The organism is Corynebacterium sp. KPL3927 (genome assembly GCF_040225835.1).
GTDB lineage: Bacteria > Actinomycetota > Actinomycetes > Mycobacteriales > Mycobacteriaceae > Corynebacterium.
Genome location: NZ_JBEHGD010000002.1, coordinates 119,982 through 142,356 on the forward strand (window position 1 = coordinate 119,982; position 22,375 = coordinate 142,356).

Sequence of the window (22,375 nt, forward strand, 5' to 3'; positions counted from 1 at the left end):
CTTAGGCCAAGAGGTCCGCGCCAGGCCTAGATAGCACGGCGACCAAGAAGGTGGAATGCTCCGAAAATAGCTTCATGTCCCAGGAAGAAAACGTGAAGTCAACGCGGTAGCCCACCTTCTGCGCCATATCGAGGAAGTCCTGGAAGTCCCATCCGCGGCCTTCCCCAAAGCCGGTGACGAAGCGCCCTCCGGGGGTCAGCGAGTTAAAAATATTTCGCAGTGCTTGCTCGCGGCCGTCCACGGCCAAAAAGCCCATGACGTTTCCTGCGGAAACAGCCAAGTCAAAGGGGCCTTCAGGAACCTCTTCCGTGCACAGGTCCCCGACGAACCACTCGCCGTCGGGGAAGTCATGTTCGGCGTGTTCGATCAAAATGGGGTCCACGTCAATGCCCACCACGCTGTGACCGCGGCGCAGCAATTCCCCGCCGACGCGGCCGGTTCCACAGCCGGCGTCGAGGATGGTGGAATTGCGCTCCACCATGGCATCGACAAGCCGGGCCTCCCCATGAATGTCTTTGCCCTGCGCCTCCAGCATCTTCCATTTGCGGGCGAAATTATGGGAGTGGGCGGGATTGGCTTCGGTAACTTCTTTCCACGTTGGCATAGATTCGATTATATTACCCACCGTCGGTGTAAGCTTTACCCGCTGCGTAAAACGTGGCCCGTTTTACTACTTGATTGCGTTACTATCCGCACTACCGTGCAAAGGAGGCTGAAACGATGCCGTCCGTACCCACGCCCTTTAGGGGCCGAAAGAAATCCACGCCTCCTAGTCAGCCCTCCTTCCCGCCGGTTCCCGCGGAGCGCGCCATTGAGCACTGCCGCGTCTTCGTCGATGGTGAGGCCCTACCCGGCGAGTATTCCGCACATTCCGCCCTGGAAACCGTGGCGGAATATGGCCGCGGGTTTGTCTGGGTGGGCCTGCATGAGCCTTATGAATCTCAGATGACGAAGATCGCCTCGCAATTTGGCATCCACGAGCTCATCGTGGAAGACGCCGTTATGGCCCACCAGCGCCCTAAGCTAGAGCGCTACGATGACCAGCTCTTTGTGGTGGCCCGCTCGGTGAATTACCGCGACCACGATGAGGTGCAAGATAAGCGCCAGATCATTTCTACGGGCGAAATCCAGATGATTATGGGCTCTAACTTCATCATCACCGTTCGCCACGGTGCGAAGCTGCCCAATCTGGCCTACACGGTCGAAGACGAGCAGGACCTGGTGGAGCTCGGCCCCGTCGCCATGGCCTGGAAGATCCTGGACATGATGGTGGACCGCTACTCCGAGGTCGCCCGCCTGATTAGCGATGAAGTCGATGAACTCGAAGAGGAAATCTTTACCCCTAACCTCAAATTCGACGTCGACCGCATTTATATGTTCAAGCGCGAAGTCTTGGAGATGAAGCACGCCATTTACCCGCTCTCTGCGGCATTAAAGGCGATGGTCTCGGATCACAAGGATCTCATCTCTAAGCAGATCCGGTCATACCTGCGCGATGTCTACGACCACGAGCTCGTGGTCAATGACTTGGTGGCCAGCTTCGATGAACGCTTGACCTCGCTTATTGATGCCTCTGTGGCCAAGGTCACTATGCAGCAAAACTCCGATATGCGCACGATCTCCGCCGTCGTCGGTATGTGGGCAGCGCCGACGCTAGTCGCCGGAATTTACGGCATGAACTTCGATATCATGCCGGAGCTGCACTGGGCCTTTGGCTATCCCATGGCAATAATCATCATGGTGGCTGGCGTCGGCGGCCTGTGGGCGTGGTTCCGGAAAAACCACTGGCTCTAGCCCTAGCTTCGTTCAGCCAGAATCATGGTGCGCAGCGTGGTGCGTGCAATGAGTGTGTCTCCTTGGCGCATTTCTACGCTCCACACGTGGGTGCGCGTGCCCAATTGAATGGGGGTGGCCACGGCTTCTAGCTCGCCCTCCCCCGTCGCCCTGATGAAGTCCGTGGAATTATTGACCCCCATCGCTGGGGCATCGGCAGCCGCGACGCTGGCAAGGGAGGCCACCGTTTCCGCGATGGTGCAATATAGCCCGCCATTCGCCACGCCCCACGGCTGGTGATGCTGTGGAGTCACGGTAAGGCGCGCGCGGGCCTCGGATGGGCCCACGCGGTCGAAGGTAAGGCCGATGAACTCAGCAAGCCCGCCGTTGACCGAATTTAGTTCCTCCAGCTCTTCCTCGTTGAGCAGGCGCGTGTGCGCGGTATGAAGTAAGTCATTGAGTATCTGGGTATCTGACATAGTCTTTAAGCTTAGCCGCCAGCGCGGCGAAAGCGCGGCGGTGACGTAGGATAGGCACCATGACTGAAAAGAACGAACTCGCGCACATTGGTGTTGTCGGCCTGGCGGTAATGGGCTCTAACCTCGCCCGCAACTTTGCCCGCAATGGCAATACCGTCGCCGTCTATAATCGCAGCCCGGAAAAGACCCACGCCCTCATTGAAGCCCACGGCGACGAAGGAAACTTTATCCCTTCCGAATCCATCGCGGATTTCGTGGCTTCCTTGGAGCGCCCCCGCAAGGCCATCATCATGGTGCAGGCGGGCAAGGCCACCGATACGGTGATTGATCAGCTTGCCGATGCCATGGATGACGGCGATATCATCATCGATGGCGGCAACGCGCTGTTTACGGATACCATTCGCCGCGAAAAGGAAGTGGGCGAGCGCGGCAAGCACTTCGTAGGCGCGGGCATTTCCGGCGGCGAGGAAGGCGCCTTGAACGGCCCGTCCATCATGCCCGGTGGGCCTGCTGAGTCCTGGGAGACCTTAGGCCCCATCCTGGAGTCCATCGCCGCCGAGGTAGATGGCACCCCGTGCGTGACCCACATCGGCCCGGATGGCGCCGGCCACTTTGTCAAAATGGTCCACAATGGCATCGAGTACGCCGATATGCAGGTCATCGGCGAGGCCTACCAGCTGCTGCGCTACGGCGCGGGCATGGAGCCAGCCGAAATCGCGGAGATCTTCAAAAAGTGGAACTCCGGCGACTTGGATTCTTATCTCATTGAAATCACCGCCGAGGTACTCGCCCAGAAGGATCCGGACACGGGCGTCCCGCTTGTCGATGTCATCTTGGACGCCGCCGGCCAGAAAGGCACCGGCCGCTGGACCGCCATCAACGGCCTCGAATTGGGCGTGCCGATTACCGGCATTGCCGAGTCCGTCTTTGCCCGCGCACTGTCTTCTTCTAGCCAGCAGCGCGCCGCCGCGCAGGAGGGCCAGCTTCCGGCAGGCACGAACGCGGACTTCGACATCGACAAGGATGCCTTCATCGAAGACGTTCGCCGCGCCCTCTATGCCGCCAAGCTCATCGCCTACTCCCAGGGCTTCGATGAGATCAAGGCCGGTTCAGCCGAATTCGGCTGGGATGTCGATCCGCGCGATCTGGCCACCATCTGGCGCGGCGGCTGCATCATCCGCGCCAAGTTCTTAGACCGCATCCGCGAGGCATTTGATAACAACCCAGAGCTTCCCGCCCTCATCCTGGATCCCTACTTCAAGGGCGAGCTGGAAGACCTCATCGAACCGTGGCGCCGCGTCGTCGTCGCGGCAACCCAGATGGGCCTGCCCGCTCCGGTCTTTGCCTCTTCGCTGTCCTACTATGACAGCCTGCGCGCCACGCGCCTGCCCGCCGCCCTAATCCAGGGTCAGCGCGATTTCTTTGGTGCACACACCTTCAAGCGCACCGATAAGCCCGGCACCTTCCACGTCGAGTGGTCCGGTGACCGCAGCCTGACGCAAACGGACTAAACTGCCGTACACATAGAGGGAGGACCTGCTCGGTGCAGGCCCTCCCCTTTTTAGTACCTGGCCTTAGACCAAGCCGAGCCACGACCAGTAGGTGGCAGAGAGCAGCAGGATGAGCAGGTATCCGACGATGGTCAGCGGGATACCAGAGCGAAGGAATTGTTTGGTGCTAAAGGCACCGGTGCCATAGGCCAGCATATTCTGCGGCGCCGAGACGGGAAGCAAGAATCCGAAGCAGATGACGAACTGCTGAATGACCACGAAGCCGATGCCGCCGTTAGGCACATCCAGCGTGGAGGCCAAAGCAATAAAGACCGGGATGAGCGCGGAGGCAAGCGACGTAGCAGAGGCAAAGCCCAAGTGGATGAGGATATTAAACAGCGATACCAGCGCAATCGTTGCCAGAATCGGCAGCGAATCCAGCCCCATCAGCCCGAAGGTCTTTTCTGATAGCCACGTGGCAGCGCCCGTATCCAACAGGAATGAGCCGAGCGAAATGCCGATGGCAAAGACGATGAGGGTACCCCAGCTCACTGATTTTTGGGCCTCTGGCCAGGTAAACACGCCGATCTTCGGTAACAGCATCAGGGCAACGGCCACCGCGGTAATGACGGCCGAACTAATCGGGTGCAGCAGTCCCTCCGTGGCCCAGAAGAAGAGCAGGAGGAGGGAAAATCCGATGAGCCTCTTCTCTTCCGGTGAGGTGGGCCCGAGGTCTTCTAGCTGCTTGGCGATGAGCTCCTTTCCTCCCTCAATGCGCTCCGTTTCCGGTTTGATGACGGCGCGCATGATGAAATACAGCGCAATGGACATCAGGATGGACCACGGTGCGGCCCAAATGAACCATTGGCCCCAAGAGACCGACTGCCCCATTTGATCCTCGATAAACCCCACCGCCACGAGGTTTTGTGCGGCGGCGGTCTTAATGCCCACGTTCCAGATCGATACGGCTTGCGCTGCGGTAATGACGAGTAGAGCACCCAGCTTCGACTCATAGGAAAGGCCGAAGGCGGCTACCATACCGAGCAAGATGGGTACTACGGCGCCCGCACGCGCGGTGGCAGAAGGAACGAAGAAGGCCAAGATGATGGCAATCGCAATGGCGCCGATAACGATGTGGGAGGTCTTCTCCCCCGCGACCTTCAGCACGTACAGGGCAATCCGCTTATGCAGGCCCGTAGCTTGCATCGCCCCGGCCAGAATCAGCGCTGCGGCCACGAGTGCTACCGCGGAGGAGGAAAATCCTGCCATCGCGACCTTGAGAGCGTTGGAGGTGCCGTAGATGCCATCGGATTCTGGATCCGGCCCGAGTCCCAACAGCAGGGAAATAAGGCCAACGATGAGCAGGGCGCTTACCGGATAGCTCACGGCCTCGGTCACCCACATGATCACCGCGAAGGCCAGCATGCCCAGAGCCACTTTGGCGGGCCAGTCGAGTCCTGGAATCGGGATAAGTAAGACGACCGCTAGAGCCACGAAGGCCAGCGCGAACCACACGGCATCAAGGTGAAACCTCTCCTTCTTCGTGGGCTCTGTTGATTCCTGCGGTGAGGAGTGGGAAGAAGTACTGGCTGCGGATGCTTGTGCTTGAGCCATGTGACGACTCCTTAACAGTTCGGTGTGGCCTTGGAAGGGGCCGGTGAGTGGAGGAAAAGATTTGCGTGCTTCCCAGCACCACCTTCCACGTTAGGTAATAACCAGTGAAATACCTAAAGCAGGGGCTTATTTTTGCTATGGGATTTCTCACTTGTAGCTTAGCCCACCAATCGTGCGTCGGGCGATGCGGGATTTTGCGCGCCCACCAGTTAGAATTGCCCAACGATGACTACTTTTGCCGAACTCGGCTTACCTCAGCGCGTGGTTCACGTTTTACACAACCAAGGAATCACGGAAGCTTTCCCCATCCAAGCCGCAGCCATCCCCGATGTACTCGCAGGCAAGGACGTACTTGGCCGCGGGCCTACCGGTTCCGGTAAGACCTTTACCTTTGGGCTTCCTACATTGGCCCGATTGGCTGGCTCGGGCGCCTCTACCCCGGGCCAGCCCCGCGCGGTCGTGCTCGCCCCCACCCGCGAGTTAGCGACGCAGATCCAACAACGCCTCGATGAGCCCGCCGCCGCATTAGGGCTACGCGTCCTCGCCGTGGTCGGCGGCGTTAATATCAACCATCACATCCGCTCTCTGGCACGCCCAGTAGACCTCTTGGTCGCCACACCTGGTCGCGCCCAAGATCTCATCGCCCAAGGGAAGTTGTCCTTCGACAAGGTACAGATCACCACTTTGGACGAGGCGGACCAGATGGCCGATATGGGGTTTCTTCCCCAGGTGCGCAAGCTTTTAAACTACACCCCGCCCACCGGTCAGCGGCTGCTTTTCTCTGCGACCCTTGATGGGGACGTTAATAAGCTCGTCGAGCAATTCCTGCACGATCCAGTGGTCCACTCCACCGCTCCAGTCGCAGCAGCGGTGGAATCGATGTCGCACCACCTGTTTTTCGTGGGCGATCGCCCTGCGCGCAACGAGGTGGTAATGCGCATCGCCGCGCGCGCGGGCAAGACCATCATGTTTATGCGTACCAAGCACGGCGTGGATAGGCAGGTGAAAAAGCTAAGGCGCGTCGGCATCAACGCCTATCCACTGCACGGAGATAAGGGTCAGGGCGCGCGCACCCGCGCCATTTCTGGCTTTGCCGATGGCTCCATTCCAGTCCTCGTTGCCACCGATATTGCGGCCCGCGGCATCGATATTGCAGACGTTTCTCTCGTCGTCCACGTGGATCCTCCGGCAGAACACAAGGCCTACCTGCACCGCGCCGGACGAACGGCGCGCGGCGGCGCAACAGGCACGGTGGTTACCCTGGTCACCGACGAACAGCGCTCAGAAGTAGCTGCACTCATCAAAAAGGCCGGTGTGAGCGCTACCGAACACGATATTTCCCACCGCGATAACCCCGCCGGCGCGCCCGAGCTGCGCACGGTCACCGGCGCCCGCAAGCCGCACGGACCGGCCCTTCCACCACCGGGTCAAGACGGTTCTCATGGCTCGGACCAGCAACAAAAGAAACAACCCCCACGCCAACAGAAGCGGCAGGTTGGTGGAGCCAGGAGGGGTAAGGGGCGGCGTCGCTAAGCGCTAGCGCAACAGAAAGGAGGATTCGCGCGTGCAGGTTTTATCTACCGCTGATTGGACAGCCCGCATGAATGAGCACGAGCGGCGGGCGGCTGACCGCTTGGAAAGGTTTCGCCATCCGGGCAGCTATCACCCCGTGTTTGATTTCCTCTTTGAGTACTACCCTGTCCGCCCGTCGCATCTAAAGCGCTGGCATCCGGGCATCGACACGGCGCTCGAGGGTGACGCGCCGCAGGCTAGCTGGCGCGATTACCACGAGACTGCGGACGGCATCACCGTGGACGTGGAGTCCTACATGCAACGCCGCGGCAGTTCCGTTGACTATATTTTGGATCTGCTGCGGCGCTCTTCCACCAACCCGGTGCACTTTGATTGCTTTGGCCTGCATGAATGGGCGATGGTTTACCACACCGATTCCCCGCGCCACGATCTCCCGCTGCGCTTGGGCGCAGAAGGAACCAACCGCGTCGTTGATACTCACTCCCTTAAGTGCTCGCATTATGATGCGTTCCGTTTCTTTACCCCGCCAGCGCGTCCGCTCAACTTGACGGTGCTCAATCGTGAGGATCAACCGGCCAACGACCAGGCAGCCTGCGTGCACGTGACCATGGATCTTTATAAATGGGCGTGGAAGCTCGGTCCCTTGGTCCCAGGAGATCTCTTCCTCGATTGCCTGGACCTGGCTATCGATGCCCGCATCCTTGACATGGAGGCCTCTCCGTACGATTGCCGTAATTGGGGCCTTGGGGTAGTTCCTATTGAAACACCAGAGGGTAAGGCGACGTATGTCAATCGTCAACGAGGCCTAGCGCAGCGGGCGCAACCGCTGCGTGAGCGGCTTGTCGCAGTAATGGAAAGGGCTTATTGCCAGTTACACTAGATTAAACGCATCATGCGCTGGCTCGGGAGTTTTGGAGAAAGGCACTATATGGCACGGCACTCAAACGGGGAAAACAGATTCGCACTAGCCGGCTGGGTTATCGCGGTCACCATCATCGCAATCATTGCCGTCATCACACCATTGATTTTCCTGTTGCGCGCTGGGGATGACTCTGGAGAGCCTACAGCCGCAGAAACCGCGTCCCAATCCCCCGTGGAAAGCAGCCCAGGAAACTCCTCGTCCGCTCCTGGGGAGTCGGACGACGGCGAAGAGGGCAAAGAGGCTTCCTCCTCCACCGTGGACATGGCACCCAATACTCTCCTCCTCGTTGATACTTCTGCGAATATGACCGCGATGTTTGATGCAACGCAACAGGCGCTATCTGGCACTGCGGAAAAATTGAGTGACAACAATAGTCAGGTAGCCTTGTGGAACTATTCTTCTCCCATTTCGGAGGCCGCGGCGGTAGGCTACCGCGATAACCTCGGATTCGGCGATGGCTCTGCGGTTCCGGATACGCTCGCGGCACTCGGCACCGGTGGTGTGCCGCAATCGCGCAGCGCTACAATCGCCGCACTGAATACCGCAGCGGATCAAGCCGCTGACACCAACCGAAAGACACGGGTCGTCCTCGTTACGACCGGTACTGAGCTCGACATAGACGATGCCCAGTTTGCAGCCTCCCTTGACGGTGCCAAGTCAGACAACGTAGAGCTATCCGTTGTCCACGTGGGCCCAGGGGAAGTCGATGAACAGCTAAAGGACGCTGCTGACAACTTCACTAGTGTCGATGCGGGTACGCAAAAGGACCTCAACGCTGCGATGGATAAGGCCGCTGGGGTTTAACCAAAAAGTTCTCCCTCCACCCCCGTGAGCTGGGGTCTGGAGGGAGAACTTTTAAGCAGGCTTAGGAGCTCTTGCGATTGCGGCGGGCGGCAAGCTCATCGAGGCCAACCACATTGTCATCGGGCAATTCCTCGATGCGCTCTGCGGGGAAGGACGTGATCGTGCCGGACAGTTCCTTCAAGATTCCCGGTACGGCGATGCCGAAGACACCCTGACCGCCGGCGAGAAGGTCAATGACCTCATCATTGGAGCGGCACTCGTACACGGTGGTGCCATCAGAGACGAGGGTGAGTTCAGCCAGATCGTTAACGCCGCGGTCATGCAAAGATTCCACGGCTAAGCGGATATTCTGCAGGGAAATACCGGTATCGAGCAAGCGCTTGACAATCTTGAGGACCAAGACGTCCTTGAAAGAATAGAGGCGCTGCGAACCCGAGCCGCGGGCGGTGCGAATGGAGGGGTTGACCAAGTTGGTGCGTGCCCAGTAGTCCAACTGGCGGTAGGTGATGCCAGCAACTTGGCAGGCGATGGGCACGCGGTACCCCACTTCTTCGTCCGGTCCCACATCAAAGAGGGATTCTTGGACGTACTGGGACTCGGACTGAGTGTCCTCGGTGATGCTCACGTAATTACTCCAATGGGGTTTGTTGGAAGCTCTAAAGATCAATTAAATGCCAAGCGCACACCCCCGTCAAGCGGTGCTTGCTTAACCTTCGAGTACAACTTTAGACTTTAAAAACCACATTGTCACCATTAGTCACACGCGTGTCATTAATTTTTTCCGTCTTCTTCCCCCGTGTGGAAATCGGATTCATCCATGCCAAGGCTGCGCATCATCTCTTCAAAATCGGCATCGGCCTGCGCGTTTCCAGATGCAGAGGTGCTTTCCTCAGCAGAGGAAGCATCGCTATCTCGCCCGTCCTGGGTGGGGGTAGGAAGTTCAAGGTCGAAGTATTCCTTGATGTCCTCCTCGCTGGCGAAAACGGATACCTGCGCCAAAAGCGCAGACTCTGCAAGAATGGGTACCTTAAAGTGGTCAGCTACCGCCAAGGCATCACTTACACGAGCATCAAAAACCTCGCCTTGCGCGGTCTGAATATCCACCATGAATGTGCCTTGATGGTGGTTAACAATCTCGATGGCCTCGACGCCACCTGCAGCCTCCAAGACCTCACAGAGAAGATCGTGAGTCGTGGGGCGGTTCGGGCGCTGGTCAGCAAAAACTGCTGCCAATTGGATTCCGTCTACGGCGGAGAGCCAGATGGGAATGAGGCGATTTTCTTCGGGCCAACGCAGCAGTGCGCAGACATCATCTTCTGGCCCAAGCTGGTGAATGCCGTGAAATTCAAGGGTTACATCACTCATAGCTATTACTCTCCCACACGGGAGGCGGCCATGGTGAGTTAGGCGTTAAATTCGTGGCGCAAATCCGTCTTAACCAAGGTGGCATGCAAAGAAACCACTAGCGCCGTCATCTGCTGGGATAGTTCTTCTGCCTGCTGGTGCGCGGTATCGGAATTCGAGTGCGCCACGGGGGCTGCGACCTGGGAGATTAAATCCGCCTGGCGGCGGGCGCTATTGCGCAGGGACTTCAGCTGGCTAGCGCTAAACCCGAAAGCCTGCAACGCCACTGCGGCGGAGGCAATGGCCACGTCGTCGGTATTGAAAAAGCCCGCGGCATCCGGCTTAATCAGTTTATCTTTGATAAAGGTGGCAATATCCGCCTCGGATGCGCCGGCTTGCTCTGCTACCTCGGCATCGGTCAGGCGCGTTACCGCGGGAGCCTTGAACTGTTGCGGGGAAAGCAAGGTCTCTGCATTGCCAGCAGAAACAATGGCGGTAACCTGGCCGGAATCCATTGCTTCCAGCTGCTCGCGAATGACCTTGAGCGGGGTATAGTTATCCCGCTGGGTGGTCAAGATGTAGCGCAGCCTATCCACGTCTTCCTGCGTGAACCGGCGGTAGCCGGAGGCGGTGCGCTGGGGAGAAATCAGCCCCTCTGATTCGAGGAAGCGGATTTTGGACACAGTGACATCAGGAAATTGCTGATTCAGCGTTTCTAAGACCACGCCAATGGACATGGTCTTAGCCTTCTTCGTGTTCGGGCTCTTGCGGCGAGCTGATGCCGCCGCGGATTCTGCTGCGCTCACTGTGTCTATCTCTTTACAGGTGTCTCAGTAGTCGTTGGATATAAAAATGAGACTAAACCGCTTTAACCGAGTCCGGCAAAACGGTTTGTCTGCTGCAGTTTTAGTCCTGCTTGGTGATGAAGACGAGGCGGAATTTACCGATCTGAATCTCATCTCCAACCTCGAGCGCCTGCGAATTGCGTGGCTCGCGGTTGACGTAGGTACCGTTCAGGGATCCCACGTCTACTACCTCGAATTGGCCGTCATCATTCTTGCGGAATTCAGCGTGGCGGCGGGAAACGGTGACATCATCCAGGAAGATATCTGCCTCCGGGTGGCGCCCTGCCGTGGTGGTGTCCTGATCAAGCAAGAAGCGGGCACCGGCGTTGGAGCCGCGCTTGACGACGAGCAACGCCTGGCCATCTTCCAGGTTTTCCGTACCTACCGCAGAGGTATCGGTTCCCTTGGTGCCATTTTCCATTTCCTTGAGCAGGTCAGCGCGGAATACAGAGGTGGTCTCCACCTGTGGTTCCGGGGTTCCGGTGTTCTCGCTCATTGTTACCTCCGGGGACTAGTTTTGAGTTACTTATACCAATAATAGCGACTCTTCCGAGTCTGTGATCTCTCAGTGGGCAATTATTTCACCGGAAAATGTTTCCGATGCCGCTCAACACGGAATTTCCCTGCCCCGCAAGGGGGTTATCAGAGACCATATAGGTCCACGTTGCGCTTGGACGGTTCAACCCAGAGTCTGCAAGGTGTGCCCCCTCAGAGTCAATAGGCACCTGTCTGAAGGTCTCTACTGACTGATCCACCGCCCGCTGCGCCAAGTCCTTAAACTCGCGCACCGCAATGCGGTGATACTCGTCAATTGGGGTCTCGCGCGCGATGGCGCGCAGGTGAATGGATTCACGTACATCATCGAGCAGCTCGAGGTGATCGGCCCAGCCCATGTCTAGGTGATACAGCATAATTTCGCGCGCCGCCTGGATGCGCACTGCCTCCGGGATATCCGCAAGCTCGCTCGCCCGCTCTGGGGCGCGCTCAGCTAGTTCCTGCCATGCCTGGTCCGTATCCAATAGCGCTGCACGGCGCTTATCAATGATGATGCGCTGATCCGCCAAGAGCTGGTTATACTTCCAGGTCTGGGCGTGAATTTCTAGCAACTGGCCCTCTGTCACCCGCTGGCAATGGGCGACAAAGCCCTGCACCCGCTTGGATTCGATGAGCCCGCCAGGGCCAGGTTGCGCACTGACCTTTTCCCCAGCCCCGCCTTGTTGCACCACATCATCCTCCAGGGAGACGAAAAATAGCGCCAAGCCTGGGTCTCCTTGGCGCCCTGCACGCCCGCGCAGCTGGTTATCGAGCCGCGCCGTGCGGTGCCGAGAGGTTCCGATCACGGCGAGCCCGCCGCGCTCAGCCACCTCATCGTGGTCGGCCTCATCGGCGCCACCGAGCTTGATGTCCGTACCGCGGCCGGCCATTTGTGTGGAGACGGTTACCCGCCCCACATCGCCGGCTTCGGCAACAATCTGTGCCTCTTCGCGGTCATTTTTGGCGTTAAGCACGTTGACTTCGATATCGCGATCGCGCAGCGCCGCCGCCAGATTTTCCGATTCCGCAACGTCTTGGGTTCCCACAAGTACTGGTTGACCAGCATCGTGCAAGCGGGCAATTTCTTCAACGATTGCCGTCGACTTCTCCCCTATGGTGGCAAAAATGCGATCTTGTTCATCGAAGCGCTGCAGTGGCTTATTCCGATCGATAACGGAAACGTGCAGGTCATAAAACTGCCGCAGCTGGTCGGTGGCCTCTACCGCAGTGCCCGTCATCCCGCAGACCAACGGGTACCTGCGCATGAGTTCTTGCAGTGTAATCGTATCGAGGATGCGCCCGCCCTCAGAGACCTCTAAGCCCTCTTTAGCCTCTACCGCAGCCTGCAGCCCGTCGGGCCAGCGCTGCAGGTCGGCGACGCGACCACGGGAGGCATCGATAAGCTGCAGCTTGCCGTCCACCACGATGTAGTGAATATCGCGGATCAACAGCGCCTTTGCGTGCAGCGCTAAATTGACCTTGACCAGGACGGTGCCGATATTGTCTTCGGAATAAAGGGAATCGATGCCGAGCTCTCGCTCTACGCGGGCTGCGCCGACATCGGTAAGCTGCACCGTGCGCCCATCATCTGAGATGACGTACTCGTGGTTCTCCCGCAGCCGAGAGACCACATTGGTAATTTGCCCCGTGGGAGCCTCACCCGGGCGGTTTCCGGCCAGCACCAGCGGTACAAGAGCCTCGTCAACTAAGACGGAATCGGCTTCGTCCACCAAGGCGACATCGCCAGGAGCCTGCACCGCCTGTGCGCGTTCGGTGATCTGATTATCGCGCAAAAGGTCAAAGCCCAATTCATTAACGGGGGCGTAAATAATATTCTGTGCATAGGCCGCGCGGCGCTCATCCGCACTCATGCCCTCCGTCACGGAGGCTACCTGCAGCCCAAAAAATTCCACGACAGGCCGCATCCATTCGGCATCGCGGCTGGCCAGATAGTCATTGACCGTCACGACGTGGACGCGCTTCCCAGTCAGCGCGAAACCCGTAGCGGCCATCGCGCCGACGAGCGTCTTGCCCTCACCGGTAGCCATTTGAATGACATCGCCGGTAAGCAGTCGCAGTACCGCCTGCGATTGCACGGTGAATGGGTGCAGGCCCAGGGTGCGTTCACACGCTACGGCAAGGGCACCCAGGAATTGGGCCTTGTCAGCGACCTCGCCGCCGCGCACCGCATCGCGGGCGGCTTGAGCTACGGCAGCATCGTCGCTCTGTGCGAGTTTCTCCGCGGCGGAGCGAGCTTCATCCACGATGGCCTTGGATTTCTTATCGTTTCGCTCGCTTTGCGAGCCCATCGCTTTCCAGAACCAATCGAATGCTCCCACGACAATTCCTCCTTTAGGGGCTGGCTGCCTACGACTCTAGTCAACCTCATCTGGCTTGGAACTTATGGGGCCGTTATTGTAGGTGCCATGCAATCCGTCAATGTTAAGCTGCCGTCCAGCCGAGGAACCGAGATGGCAGGAACCATCGACTTTCCTGATGCTCCACCTCTCGCCTTCGCCGTCTTCGCGCATTGCTTTGCCGGCTCGCGCCATACCCCTGGCGCGGCCCGCACCTCGAAGCAATTAACGGAATTCGGCATCGCCACGCTGCGCTTTGATTTCCCCGGTTTGGGGCAATCAGAAGGCGAGTTTGCGGACACTACGTTTAACCAGAATGTCGACGATATCCGCGCCGCAGCGGACTGGCTAGAAGAACATTATTCCGCACCGCAGATGCTCATTGGCCACTCCCTGGGCGGTGCGGCGGTGCTCAAGGCCGCCACGGCAATGAAAAAGATTCGGGCCGTTGCCACCATCGGCGCCCCCTTCGATCCGGCGCACTCCGTGCTGCACTACGCGGATAAGATCGGCGAGGTAGACGCTAATGGCGAGGTCGAGGTCGTCCTAGGCGGCAGGGCGCTGACCATTTCGCGTAAATTCCTAGAGGATTTGGCAGAAACCAACCCAGAGGAATACCTGCCGCGGTTGCGCAAGCCACTCTTGTCCCTGCATTCTCCCATCGACCAAACGGTGGGCATCGACAATGCGCAAAATATTTTCCGCATGACCCGCTATCCCAAGTCCCTCGTCTCGTTGGATAAGGCCGATCACCTGCTGACGAAACAGGGTACGGCGGCCCGCGCCGCTGATCTCATCGGTGCATGGTCGCGGCAGTTTATCGTCCCCGACTATGAACCCGAGGAAGTGGGTACGGATGCCGCCGTTGCCAGCCCTGCTATCGGCACCAAATTCGGTGTCGTGGTGCGCCACAATGATCATTCCGTTACCGCGGACCGGACCAAAAAGGAAGGCGGCAAGGGCAAGGGCTTTACCGCAACCGGCCTGCTCATGTCGGCCTTGGCAGCTGCCTCCACCCAGGCCATCAAGGAAGCCGGCAAGAAGCTTGCGCTTGACGATGTCCACGTGACCATCACCCAGACCGGTTCCACCTCTTTCGAGCGCCGCATCGAACTAAAAGGCTCCTTGGACGATTCCGAGGTCGATGCACTGCGCGTAGCCGCGCGCGATACCGACATCGAGCGCATGGCCGCCGGCGCCACCATCACCGATATCGTGGACGCCAACTAATGGTGGCCCTCAACCCCATCGCCGATTCCCGCCGCTGCCCCTGCACGAGCGGGCTGAGCTTTGGCGAATGCTGCGGCAAGTACCACGCTGGTGCCAAAGCTCCCACGGCGGAGGCCCTCATGCGGTCACGCTTTAGCGCCTTCGTCAGCGGCGATGAGGACTACCTCCTGCGCACCTGGGATCCGGTGACTCGGCCGAGCTCATTGGACTTGGCCGACTCCCCCATCCGGTTCTACCGCCTCGATATCCTCGATACCGAGCGCGGTGGCCTAGTAGACGATGAAGGCATCGTGGAATTTGAGGCCTTCTACAAGGGCGAGGCAGTGGGCTCCCAGCGGGAGCGATCGTCTTTCCGGCGCCTTAATGGCGCATGGGTCTATTCCACCGGCGAGCTTTAATGCAGGTCACGGCCTAGATTTCACTGTGGAATTATCCTGATGTAATCTAGGGCAGTCGCAAGAAATAATGCGACGCCGGGCTATGGCGCAGTTTGGTAGCGCACTACACTGGGGGTGTAGGGGTCGCAGGTTCAAATCCTGTTAGCCCGACAAATTATCCCACGGCTATGGAGTAACTCTTCGGCCGTGGGATTTTCTGTATGCCTCGTCTACACCGCAAAAAGGATGGCAAGGCCTAATAGGATAAGCACCGTGGGAAATAACACGCTCTCCCACTTCTCTAGCGCTTCTGCTACGGCTGGCCGTGTGGCCACGAACTTCGCTACCGCTACAAGGCCGGCGACCAAAACGAGGAATACGATGCAGTACACCGCGATGTCTGAGGGCGAAGACGTGGTAAATACCGGCAGGTACACTCCGATATTATCGCCGCCATTGGCAAAGGTGACCCCGGCTACCGCAGCGACGCTGAGCTTCTTTCCGGAAACGTCATCGTCCTCTTCCCCGCGAAAGGCCTCCCAGGCTGCCCAGAGGCCAATGGCCAAGGGAATAAGCCCGAAAAAGCGTATCCAGTCTTCCGGAAGAATAGCGCTAAGTCCCAGGCCAAGTGCTACAGAGACCGCGAGGATCCCTAAAAATCCCAGATATTGCCCCAAAAGAATGGCTTTGGTCGTGCCCTTCCTGCCCGCGCCACGGGCAAAGAACAGCGAGAGAACAACGATATCGTCGATATTGGTGACGATAAATAAGACGATTGCGGATGCGAGAGTAGTAATCACATAATCAGCTTAACGTATCCACCGATGACAATTGTCATGGAAACTTCGTGACACGACCCCTGCTATTAAAAGCGCAAACGTAGTTAAGTGCAAGACATGAAAACTACACGTATCCCTAACTCAGGTTCCTCAACAGCGATTGAGGTACGCGACGTAGAAAAAGTCTTCGCAGCGAACTCCTCGCATTCAGTGCGAGCACTGAATGACGTATCAGTCTCCATCGCCACCGGAGAAATCGTAGCGTTGTTAGGTTCCAACGGCGCTGGAAAGTCCACACTCATTGACCTTATCTTGGGCCTTACCGAACCTTCTTCCGGCGCTATTACAGTCCAAGGCAAAAGCCCCCAGGAAGCGATCAACAACACACAGCTAGCAGCGGTGCTCCAATCCGGAGGTCTTCTCCCCGAGCTCACCGTAAGCGATACCTTAAAGATGATTTCCGCTACCTTTGCCCAGCCCCTAGACATTGGCGAGGTCGCACATCACACCAACTTAGAACCGATATTGTCTCGACGAGTGGGCAAGTGCTCCGGCGGCGAGCAACAACGTCTTCGTTTCGCGCTTGCGCTCCTGGGTGACCCACAGATACTCATCCTTGACGAGCCGACTGCCGGTATGGATCCAGGCGCTCGCCGGGATTTTTGGGCGTCCATGCAGCACCAGGCTGAGCTCGGGCGCACCATCTTCTTCGCGACACACTATCTCGAAGAAGCGGACAACTTTGCTGAAAGGATAGTGCTTCTGCACAAAGGGGAAGTTGTGGCCGATGACAAGGTAATTGACATACGTAGCCGCGGCGAGGTCCGAAGAATTACGGCCCAATTTGACGGCAGTATCCCTCCAATGAGTGCGCTACCAGGCGTTACCGAAGTCACCCGCACTGGAGATCACATTCAAATGACTACCTCAGATTCGGATTCACTGGCCCGTCATCTTCTTAACCACACAGGCGCCTATGACCTCACCATTAGCGCTCATAGTCTGGAAAATACTTTCCTCGCTCTCACCGATGAGCACAACTAATCCAATTCTCCTCCCGCCAGCCCCCCAAACGAAAGATTCCAACCATGTCTAATAGTTCCACCGCGCCTGCGTTGAGTAACACAATGCGTTTTGCTGGGTACAATTTCCTCCGGCTGCGCCGCAACCTCGCCCCGCTATTTTTCACCACCATTTTGCCGGTATTTTTCTATTTACTTTTCAGCACACTAATGGACTTTGGCAGCCTTCCTATTCACAACGGTAACTTTGCAGCTCTCCAAATGATCAGCATGGCCCTGTACGGTGGCGTCGCCGGTGCGGTGGGAGCCGCTGCTTCTTCAGTCACTGATGCTCGGTCCGGTTGGAGACGCCAACTAGCGCTTACTCCGCTGCGCCCTCACCAGATCCTCTGGGCGAATATCACATCCATAGCATTGCAAGCTCTGCTCCCCATTGCAGCAGTGTTTCTCACTGGTGCATTAACTAAGGCTGACATGGAGCCCCACCAATGGGTTCTGTCCTTTCTTGCGTGCGCTGTTGTCTCTATTCCCTTTGGCTTATATGGGATGATCTGGGCACTTGCTTTACCGACGGATAACTCCGTGGCCATTGCTTCTTCCTCTATTGTCCTCCTGCTGTTCGCCGCCAATGTCTTTATCCCTCTATCTTCCTCACTTATGGCGTTTGGCCGCTTTACACCCCTTTTTGGCCCAGTCGTGTTGGCTCAATGGCCATTGGCAGAAGGGATGCAACTGCTCAATGATGCCGATGGCACGGTTAACCATTCCCTGTGGAGCGCGGGACTAAACTTCGCCGTATGGACCGCAATTTTCGTCGGAGCCTGCGCAGCGCTGCTCCACCGCGACAAATCACGAATATAATGAATTCATTCCACTCGCCCTTTACGGGATTCGCTACAAATAATGCGGTGTTTGCCAGCGTTTGGCTTATATTTCTGTTCTTCAGCTTAATTCTGAATTTCGCTCAGCCTGGTGTGGACGCTACGCAGCGCCTAGGATCCACTGCCTGTGTTATCGCTTTCAGCGCCGTATATTTCTTCAGCTTTGGTTCGGTGAATTACTACCCGCGGGGCTGGAACTTACGTTATCGCTTGGCCGCTCGGTGGTCTGCCTTAGCGCTCATAGCACTTATCTCCATACCCTTCTTCGGAGTTTATGCTACGACATTTGTGCCCTATCTAGCTGCTTTCCTCGGGTTTCAATTACCGCTGCGCCGGGCATTATTATGGGTACTTCTTACCGGACTCGTAGTTACAGGTGCCTTATGGAGCGTCGATTCGCAAGACCTCTTAGGGACATTCATTGTGATATTCGGCTGGCCAATCTTGCTGGTGATGCTAGGCACAATGTCTCAAAGAGAAGACTCGCGCACGGATTTGGAGCATCAACTCGATCTCGCTCGCCAACGCGAAGACATTGCCACCGACGTTCACGATTTGCTCGGTCACTCGCTTACCGTCATCAATTTAAAATCTGAGTTGGCACAGCGGCTAGTAGACGTAGATCCAACTCGAGCTCGAAACGAGCTTCAAGAAATAAGTGACCTTTCCCGTAAGAGTTTGGCAGAAGTCCGCTCCACAGTTACCCGGATGCGCATGCCGACCTTCGAGGGAGAAGTTCAGGCAGCACGGCGAGCGTTCGATACTACAGGGATTCAAGCGCATCTTCCTGCCAACGTCCGAGCCGTAGGTCTTTATGACGCCGCCTTTTCCTGGGCATTACGTGAGCTCACCACTAACGTTATTCGCCACTCAGGAGCAGAGCACTGTTGGGTAAGCATATCCCAGAATAAGCTCCAAGTCGTAGATGATGGTTGCGGCTTCGATCCGAAAAAGCAGTACCAAAGTGGCGGGCTACACGGGCTTCACAAGCGAATAGAGGACAGCGGCGGAAAGTTGATTTTTATGAGGAAGGACGATCGCACCGTAGCGCTGATTACTATGAATGGTGATACTGAGTTACTACCCTTAGACAGTGAAGTGGAGTCCGATGGCTGATACATCTCCACCCATCCGTATCCTTATCGCAGAGGATCAATCATTGGTTCGCGGAGCCCTTGCTGCTCTCCTAGCTGCCGAACCAGATATCGAGGTAGTTGCTCAATGCGCAACGGGCAACGAGGTTGCGGGGCTCGTCGCCAAGCACAACGTGGAGGTAGCTCTTCTCGATATTGAAATGCCTGGAAAGAGCGGTCTAGACGTAGCTGAAGAACTCTCCAGCAGCCCATGCAAATGTCTCATCGTTACTACTTTTGGCCGCGGCGGCTATGTAAAACGTGCTATTGATGCCAACATCGCTGGGTTCATAGTCAAAGACACTCCACCAGAACAACTCGCGGAGGCAATTCGCCGAGTAAAGGCTGGGCTGCGGGTGATCGATCCTGCCCTGGCACGAGAGAGTCTTTTTACCCCGGACAACCCGCTCACACCCCGGGAACGAGAAATCGCGCGGCTTTTATTATCTGGGGTGACTTCCTCAGAACTGGCGCGCAAAGTGCATCTTAGCCCAGGCAGTGTACGCAACGTCGTGTCAAGTATCATGACAAAAACCGCTGCGAACAACCGCTACGAGGCTGCTACGAAAGCCCAAACTCAAGGCTGGATTTAAATCAGGTGTAGGAAAAGACTGAGCCCCGTTCGGCATACGAACGGGGCTCAGTGATATTCGTTTTTCTAATTAGAAATTAGGGCGAGAACTACTTGTTCTCGTCGTCACCGTCATTATTGGTGCCGAGCTTGTCATCAATGACGTCGCGGGCCTTGTCTACCTGGTCTGCCTTGTCCTCGCCCAGCTTGTCCTTGGCAAAGTCCTCGGCCTTGTCCAAGCCTTCCTTGGTAACTTCCTCGCCCTTTTCGGAGTTCAGTGCTTCCTTTGCCTTGTCAAAGATACCCATTGCTAATCCTTTCGTTGTTTACTTCATCTAACCATTGCCGTGCGCGGCAACACCGCCCACGATAATGACACTGCCGGGACTTCGCCACCAAAGGGGGCCAGAAGTTTTAAAGTGATAGCGTTAATGAGACCAATGACCAGCTCGCACGAAAAAGGCAACTAATGACGCACACCAGCCCTGGTGCAAACTGCAACTCCGCGGAATTCTTTGGTCTGGTATGGCCTGGCAAGCAAGCCGCGCGCAGTGTGGCAGAGGCTCCCCTAGCCGCCGAGTTCGAGCTCGATGCTGAGCTAAGCAGCTCTACTACCACGCCCAATAGCATCCACTTGGCCGATAACCTGCCTGTGCTACAGCACTGGGTTTCCACGGGCGAGACCTTTGATGTCATTTACATTGACCCGCCATATAACACCGGCCGGGACTTTGTCTACCGCGATAATTACCGCGCTCGGCGCGAAGTAAATTCCGGCAGCTATGCCCAATGGCACGCCGAGTGGCTGTCCATGATGCTCCCGCGGCTCATCCTGGCGCGGCGCGTATTGGCGGAGAACGGCTTTATATTCGTCTCCATTGGAGAGGACGAGGCCGCTAATGCCCGCAAGGTTTTAGACGAGGTTTTTGGCGAGGGCTGCTATGCCGGGCAATTCATTTGGAAAAAAGCCGGCACTGGGAAAAACGATTCCAAGTATGCGGTGGTAGAACACGAATACATCCTCTGCTATGCCAAGACCCCGGATAACCCCGGATTCAACGTAGATGCTGAGGGCTATACGAGCACCAAATATAACCACGAGGATGAACGTGGCAAATACTCCTTGGTGCGCCTTGACTCTAAGACCCTGGGGTACCTGCCATCGCTCGATTTTCCCATTTCCTCACCCGATGGCACGCAACACTGGCCGGACCAACCGGCAGGCCACAGCCGGGTAGCGCGCTGGCGCTGGGGCAAGGACATGGTGGAAAAGCGCTACGATGAGCTGGTCTTTCGGCGCGGATTCGTCTACACCAAGAACTATCAAAAAACAGGGGCGCGGCCGCGTTCCATCCTCGATGGGCAAAGGTTTGGCGTAACGCGCGCCGGACGCCGCGACGCAGAGGACGTGATGGGCGTAGAGGGAATCTTTGAGTTTCCTAAGCCAGTGCGCCTTATCAAGCACCTCATCGCCATTGGCGGCGGGCCCGATGCCCGTGTGCTCGACTTTTTCGCAGGCTCAGGCACCACGGCGCAGGCGGTCATCGAACTCAACCGAGAAGATAAGGGCGGGCGCAGTTTTCATTTGGTGCAAATTCCAGAGCCCACCGCCCCGGACAGTTCGGCGCACCGAGCAGGCTTTCTCAGCGTGGCGGATATTTGCGTAGAGCGCGTGCGATCGGTGCCTGAGTCCTCTTTCCGAGCCTACCGCGCGCCCTAAGTTTCGCGGGTGCCGTCGGGCCTACCCGGAATGCCGAAGAAGTCCAAGACGCGGTCAGTGGCGAAGAACTTTCCTACTTCATTATTTTTATCTCCAAGGCCACCCGGCCACACGTGGGATCCGCCACCGATGCGGATATGCTCCAGCGGTGCGGAGCAGCCCCTCCAATGCATATCGAGGGCATTATTGACCAAGCGGTTGGTGTCTACCTTCTCCGAGCATTTATTGCGCTTGCGGTCTTGCTCCAGGACGGATTCGACGGAGAAGTACTTGGTCTTATGCCGGGTCCCGCCGTAATAGCCCACGACGGGGTCATCGGTACCGTGCATATCTAGGCGCCCTACCGGTTCATGGGCGCAGTCTTTCAGGATATCTTCATAATAAGCAGCGGAAATGGTGGCGACCGAGTGGAAGATGCCGGGCATCTGGCAGGCCAGGTAGGCAGCAAAACCGCCGCCATTGGACATGCCGGTGGCATAAAGCCGGGAATCATCGACGTTATAGGTCGCGCGCAGGGAATCGAGGATATCGAGCACGAATTTCTTGTCCTCGCTCCCGCTGGTTTCCGCGTACGGGGCCGGGCTCCACGCTTTTTCCTTTCCTGCGGGAAATACAGTAATGGCTTGTGCCGCATCGAGGCGGGAATAGCCGCGCAGGTTTTCCGCTGACTGCCCCCAGCCATGGAAAGCCAATACTACGGGCCATTCTTTTTGCGCCGTATAATTTTCCGGCACGCTAAGAATGAAGGAGCGCCCGGACGGCAAGTTAATCGTCGTATAGGATCCGGGTTCTGGGCCACTGAGCGGCGCAGAGGTAGGAATCCCGAGCTGCGAGGCAGCTGAACCGTGCGATTGCGTGCTTTCGCTGCGTGCCGCCGAGCCCGATTCTTCCTCGTTATTTGCGCATGACACCCCCAGCGCCGCCACGCAGCACAAGACTGCGGTGCTCAGCATCGCACGCACCGGCC

At 57.4% G+C, this 22,375-nt stretch carries 23 protein-coding genes and 1 tRNA gene; 13 read left to right on the forward strand and 11 right to left on the reverse strand.

Annotated elements, in window-relative coordinates; all coding sequences use genetic code 11:
• Position 1: 1 nt before the first annotated feature.
• Positions 2-604: a class I SAM-dependent methyltransferase gene (locus ABRP86_RS02135; protein WP_239268077.1), complete on the reverse strand. Its 603-nt coding sequence runs from the start codon at positions 602-604 to the stop codon at positions 2-4.
• A 116-nt stretch (positions 605-720) separates the two neighbouring features.
• Between ABRP86_RS02135 and corA the strand changes: the two genes are divergently transcribed.
• Positions 721-1,794: a magnesium/cobalt transporter CorA gene (gene corA, locus ABRP86_RS02140; RefSeq protein ID WP_349862252.1), complete on the forward strand. Its 1,074-nt coding sequence runs from the start codon at positions 721-723 to the stop codon at positions 1,792-1,794.
• 2 nt (positions 1,795-1,796) lie between these two features.
• On the opposite strand, the gene ABRP86_RS02145 is transcribed toward corA, so the two are convergent.
• Positions 1,797-2,252 carry a PaaI family thioesterase gene (locus ABRP86_RS02145; RefSeq protein ID WP_239268073.1) on the reverse strand — a complete coding sequence of 152 codons (456 nt, stop codon included), beginning with the start codon at positions 2,250-2,252 and terminating at the stop codon, positions 1,797-1,799.
• Between the two features lie 59 nt (positions 2,253-2,311).
• Between ABRP86_RS02145 and gnd the strand changes: the two genes are divergently transcribed.
• Entirely contained in the window at positions 2,312-3,763 is a 1,452-nt protein-coding gene (gene gnd / locus ABRP86_RS02150; RefSeq protein WP_349862254.1) for an NADP-dependent phosphogluconate dehydrogenase, read from the forward strand.
• Between the two features lie 63 nt (positions 3,764-3,826).
• On the opposite strand, the gene ABRP86_RS02155 is transcribed toward gnd, so the two are convergent.
• On the reverse strand, positions 3,827-5,356 hold the full coding sequence (locus ABRP86_RS02155) for an SLC13 family permease (RefSeq protein ID WP_023022292.1): 1,530 nt from the start codon (positions 5,354-5,356) through the stop codon (positions 3,827-3,829).
• Between the two features lie 225 nt (positions 5,357-5,581).
• Between ABRP86_RS02155 and ABRP86_RS02160 the strand changes: the two genes are divergently transcribed.
• From ABRP86_RS02160 to ABRP86_RS02170, 3 genes are all read left to right on the forward strand, one after another.
• Positions 5,582-6,889, forward strand: a complete 1,308-nt coding sequence (locus ABRP86_RS02160; protein WP_349862256.1) for a DEAD/DEAH box helicase — start codon at positions 5,582-5,584, stop codon at positions 6,887-6,889.
• 67 nt (positions 6,890-6,956) lie between these two features.
• Entirely contained in the window at positions 6,957-7,769 is an 813-nt protein-coding gene (locus ABRP86_RS02165) for a 3-methyladenine DNA glycosylase (RefSeq protein ID WP_255716742.1), read from the forward strand.
• Positions 7,770-7,817: 48 nt separating this feature from the next.
• Positions 7,818-8,615, forward strand: coding sequence for a vWA domain-containing protein (locus tag ABRP86_RS02170; RefSeq protein ID WP_239268064.1), 798 nt, complete (start codon positions 7,818-7,820; stop codon positions 8,613-8,615).
• Between the two features lie 61 nt (positions 8,616-8,676).
• Here ABRP86_RS02170 and ABRP86_RS02175 read toward each other — a convergent pair whose 3' ends face one another.
• The 5 genes from ABRP86_RS02175 to secA2 all read right to left on the reverse strand — a co-directional run bounded on the left by ABRP86_RS02175 (position 8,677) and on the right by secA2 (position 13,677).
• Positions 8,677-9,240 carry a MerR family transcriptional regulator gene (locus ABRP86_RS02175; protein ID WP_005282882.1) on the reverse strand — a complete coding sequence of 188 codons (564 nt, stop codon included), beginning with the start codon at positions 9,238-9,240 and terminating at the stop codon, positions 8,677-8,679.
• A gap of 146 nt (positions 9,241-9,386) precedes the next feature.
• Complete coding sequence (locus ABRP86_RS02180; RefSeq protein WP_239268062.1) at positions 9,387-9,980, reverse strand: bifunctional nuclease family protein; 594 nt, start codon at positions 9,978-9,980, stop codon at positions 9,387-9,389.
• A 38-nt stretch (positions 9,981-10,018) separates the two neighbouring features.
• Positions 10,019-10,765, reverse strand: coding sequence for a transcriptional regulator FtsR (gene ftsR / locus ABRP86_RS02185; protein WP_023030770.1), 747 nt, complete (start codon positions 10,763-10,765; stop codon positions 10,019-10,021).
• A gap of 100 nt (positions 10,766-10,865) precedes the next feature.
• Entirely contained in the window at positions 10,866-11,300 is a 435-nt protein-coding gene (gene odhI, locus ABRP86_RS02190; protein WP_005279257.1) for an oxoglutarate dehydrogenase inhibitor Odhl, read from the reverse strand.
• Positions 11,301-11,385: 85 nt separating this feature from the next.
• Positions 11,386-13,677, reverse strand: coding sequence for an accessory Sec system translocase SecA2 (gene secA2, locus ABRP86_RS02195; RefSeq protein WP_239268060.1), 2,292 nt, complete (start codon positions 13,675-13,677; stop codon positions 11,386-11,388).
• Between the two features lie 87 nt (positions 13,678-13,764).
• Here secA2 and ABRP86_RS02200 point away from each other — a divergent pair, with 87 nt between their 5' ends.
• The 3 genes from ABRP86_RS02200 to ABRP86_RS02210 all read left to right on the forward strand — a co-directional run bounded on the left by ABRP86_RS02200 (position 13,765) and on the right by ABRP86_RS02210 (position 15,473).
• Positions 13,765-14,925, forward strand: coding sequence for a bifunctional alpha/beta hydrolase/OsmC family protein (locus ABRP86_RS02200; RefSeq protein WP_005279261.1), 1,161 nt, complete (start codon positions 13,765-13,767; stop codon positions 14,923-14,925).
• Complete coding sequence (locus tag ABRP86_RS02205) at positions 14,925-15,323, forward strand: YchJ family protein (RefSeq protein WP_239268056.1); 399 nt, start codon at positions 14,925-14,927, stop codon at positions 15,321-15,323. Before ABRP86_RS02200 ends, ABRP86_RS02205 begins: the two co-directional genes overlap by 1 nt.
• A 76-nt stretch (positions 15,324-15,399) precedes the next feature.
• A tRNA-Pro gene (locus ABRP86_RS02210) sits at positions 15,400-15,473 on the forward strand.
• 59 nt (positions 15,474-15,532) lie between these two features.
• Here the strand turns inward: ABRP86_RS02210 and ABRP86_RS02215 are convergent.
• Positions 15,533-16,102: a cadmium resistance transporter gene (locus ABRP86_RS02215; protein ID WP_005279264.1), complete on the reverse strand. Its 570-nt coding sequence runs from the start codon at positions 16,100-16,102 to the stop codon at positions 15,533-15,535.
• 96 nt (positions 16,103-16,198) lie between these two features.
• On the opposite strand from ABRP86_RS02215, the gene ABRP86_RS02220 reads away from it, so the two are divergent.
• From ABRP86_RS02220 to ABRP86_RS02235, 4 genes are all read left to right on the forward strand, one after another.
• Positions 16,199-17,125, forward strand: a complete 927-nt coding sequence (locus ABRP86_RS02220) for an ABC transporter ATP-binding protein (RefSeq protein ID WP_035108509.1) — start codon at positions 16,199-16,201, stop codon at positions 17,123-17,125.
• 83 nt (positions 17,126-17,208) lie between these two features.
• Entirely contained in the window at positions 17,209-17,964 is a 756-nt protein-coding gene (locus ABRP86_RS02225; RefSeq protein WP_239275251.1) for an ABC transporter permease, read from the forward strand.
• Positions 17,964-19,100 (forward strand): sensor histidine kinase, encoded by a 1,137-nt coding sequence (locus ABRP86_RS02230; protein WP_349862283.1) that lies wholly within the window; start codon positions 17,964-17,966, stop codon positions 19,098-19,100. Before ABRP86_RS02225 ends, ABRP86_RS02230 begins: the two co-directional genes overlap by 1 nt.
• Positions 19,093-19,710: a response regulator gene (locus ABRP86_RS02235; protein ID WP_239268051.1), complete on the forward strand. Its 618-nt coding sequence runs from the start codon at positions 19,093-19,095 to the stop codon at positions 19,708-19,710. Before ABRP86_RS02230 ends, ABRP86_RS02235 begins: the two co-directional genes overlap by 8 nt.
• An 88-nt stretch (positions 19,711-19,798) precedes the next feature.
• On the opposite strand, the gene ABRP86_RS02240 is transcribed toward ABRP86_RS02235, so the two are convergent.
• A complete protein-coding gene (locus ABRP86_RS02240; RefSeq protein ID WP_239268049.1) occupies positions 19,799-19,996 on the reverse strand; it encodes an antitoxin in 198 nt (65 codons plus the stop codon).
• Positions 19,997-20,157: 161 nt separating this feature from the next.
• On the opposite strand from ABRP86_RS02240, the gene ABRP86_RS02245 reads away from it, so the two are divergent.
• On the forward strand, positions 20,158-21,408 hold the full coding sequence (locus ABRP86_RS02245) for a site-specific DNA-methyltransferase (protein WP_239268047.1): 1,251 nt from the start codon (positions 20,158-20,160) through the stop codon (positions 21,406-21,408).
• On the opposite strand, the gene ABRP86_RS02250 is transcribed toward ABRP86_RS02245, so the two are convergent.
• Positions 21,405-22,361, reverse strand: coding sequence for a CE1 family esterase (locus ABRP86_RS02250; protein WP_239268045.1), 957 nt, complete (start codon positions 22,359-22,361; stop codon positions 21,405-21,407). The two genes, ABRP86_RS02245 and ABRP86_RS02250, sit on opposite strands and share 4 nt — an antisense overlap.
• Positions 22,362-22,375: the final 14 nt, after the last annotated feature.

Coding starts and splice junctions, on each gene's coding strand:
- ABRP86_RS02145 (WP_239268073.1), bottom strand. CDS start 2,252: ATGTCAGATACCCAGATACTCAATGACTTACTTCATACCGCGCACACG.
- ABRP86_RS02200 (WP_005279261.1), top strand. CDS start 13,765: ATGCAATCCGTCAATGTTAAGCTGCCGTCCAGCCGAGGAACCGAGATG.
- ABRP86_RS02135 (WP_239268077.1), bottom strand. CDS start 604: ATGCCAACGTGGAAAGAAGTTACCGAAGCCAATCCCGCCCACTCCCAT.
- ABRP86_RS02180 (WP_239268062.1), bottom strand. CDS start 9,980: ATGAGTGATGTAACCCTTGAATTTCACGGCATTCACCAGCTTGGGCCA.
- ABRP86_RS02160 (WP_349862256.1), top strand. CDS start 5,582: ATGACTACTTTTGCCGAACTCGGCTTACCTCAGCGCGTGGTTCACGTT.
- ABRP86_RS02245 (WP_239268047.1), top strand. CDS start 20,158: ATGACGCACACCAGCCCTGGTGCAAACTGCAACTCCGCGGAATTCTTT.
- ABRP86_RS02235 (WP_239268051.1), top strand. CDS start 19,093: ATGGCTGATACATCTCCACCCATCCGTATCCTTATCGCAGAGGATCAA.
- ABRP86_RS02170 (WP_239268064.1), top strand. CDS start 7,818: ATGGCACGGCACTCAAACGGGGAAAACAGATTCGCACTAGCCGGCTGG.
- gnd (WP_349862254.1), top strand. CDS start 2,312: ATGACTGAAAAGAACGAACTCGCGCACATTGGTGTTGTCGGCCTGGCG.
- ABRP86_RS02225 (WP_239275251.1), top strand. CDS start 17,209: ATGCGTTTTGCTGGGTACAATTTCCTCCGGCTGCGCCGCAACCTCGCC.
- ABRP86_RS02205 (WP_239268056.1), top strand. CDS start 14,925: ATGGTGGCCCTCAACCCCATCGCCGATTCCCGCCGCTGCCCCTGCACG.
- ABRP86_RS02165 (WP_255716742.1), top strand. CDS start 6,957: ATGAATGAGCACGAGCGGCGGGCGGCTGACCGCTTGGAAAGGTTTCGC.
- ABRP86_RS02250 (WP_239268045.1), bottom strand. CDS start 22,361: ATGCTGAGCACCGCAGTCTTGTGCTGCGTGGCGGCGCTGGGGGTGTCA.
- odhI (WP_005279257.1), bottom strand. CDS start 11,300: ATGAGCGAGAACACCGGAACCCCGGAACCACAGGTGGAGACCACCTCT.
- corA (WP_349862252.1), top strand. CDS start 721: ATGCCGTCCGTACCCACGCCCTTTAGGGGCCGAAAGAAATCCACGCCT.
- ABRP86_RS02240 (WP_239268049.1), bottom strand. CDS start 19,996: ATGGGTATCTTTGACAAGGCAAAGGAAGCACTGAACTCCGAAAAGGGC.
- ABRP86_RS02155 (WP_023022292.1), bottom strand. CDS start 5,356: ATGGCTCAAGCACAAGCATCCGCAGCCAGTACTTCTTCCCACTCCTCA.
- ABRP86_RS02220 (WP_035108509.1), top strand. CDS start 16,199: ATGAAAACTACACGTATCCCTAACTCAGGTTCCTCAACAGCGATTGAG.
- ABRP86_RS02230 (WP_349862283.1), top strand. CDS start 17,964: ATGAATTCATTCCACTCGCCCTTTACGGGATTCGCTACAAATAATGCG.